Annotated in this window: 1 protein-coding gene; it reads left to right on the top strand. The window is 68.2% G+C overall.

The annotated features are described in order from the left end of the window. A partial coding sequence (locus tag EOD07_RS37065) for an AAA family ATPase (RefSeq protein ID WP_348627806.1) occupies positions 1-466 on the top strand: 466 nt, incomplete at both ends.

Raw genomic sequence — 466 nt, 5'->3', positions numbered from 1 at the left:
GCGAAGCTCAGGCGCGCCAATGGCCGCCAGACGCTGCTCTTCGTCGACGAGATCCATCGCTTCAACCGCGCCCAGCAGGACGGTTTTTTGCCGGTGATGGAAGACGGCACCGTGGTGCTGGTCGGCGCCACCACGGAGAACCCGTCCTTCGAGCTGAACGCGGCGCTTCTGTCACGAGCGCGCGTGCTGGTGTTCCGTTCGCTGGGCGAGGAAAGCATCGCCAAGCTTCTGGCGCGGGCGGAAGAAACCGAGGGCAGGGCGCTGCCGCTCGATGACGAGGCGCGCGCGATGCTGATCCGCATGGCGGACGGCGACGGCCGCGCCTCGCTGACGCTGGCCGAGGAAGTCTGGCGCGCCGCCAAGAAAGGCGAGGTGTTTGGCCCGGAAGGCCTGCAGCGCGTCATCCAGCGCCGCGCGCCGATCTACGACAAGGGCCAGGACGGCCACTACAACCTGATCTCGGCGC

Source organism: Mesorhizobium sp. M2C.T.Ca.TU.002.02.1.1 (assembly GCF_003997225.1).
Note: the sequence above shows the minus strand (reverse complement) of the source record. Positions and strands in the feature narration are given on the sequence as shown.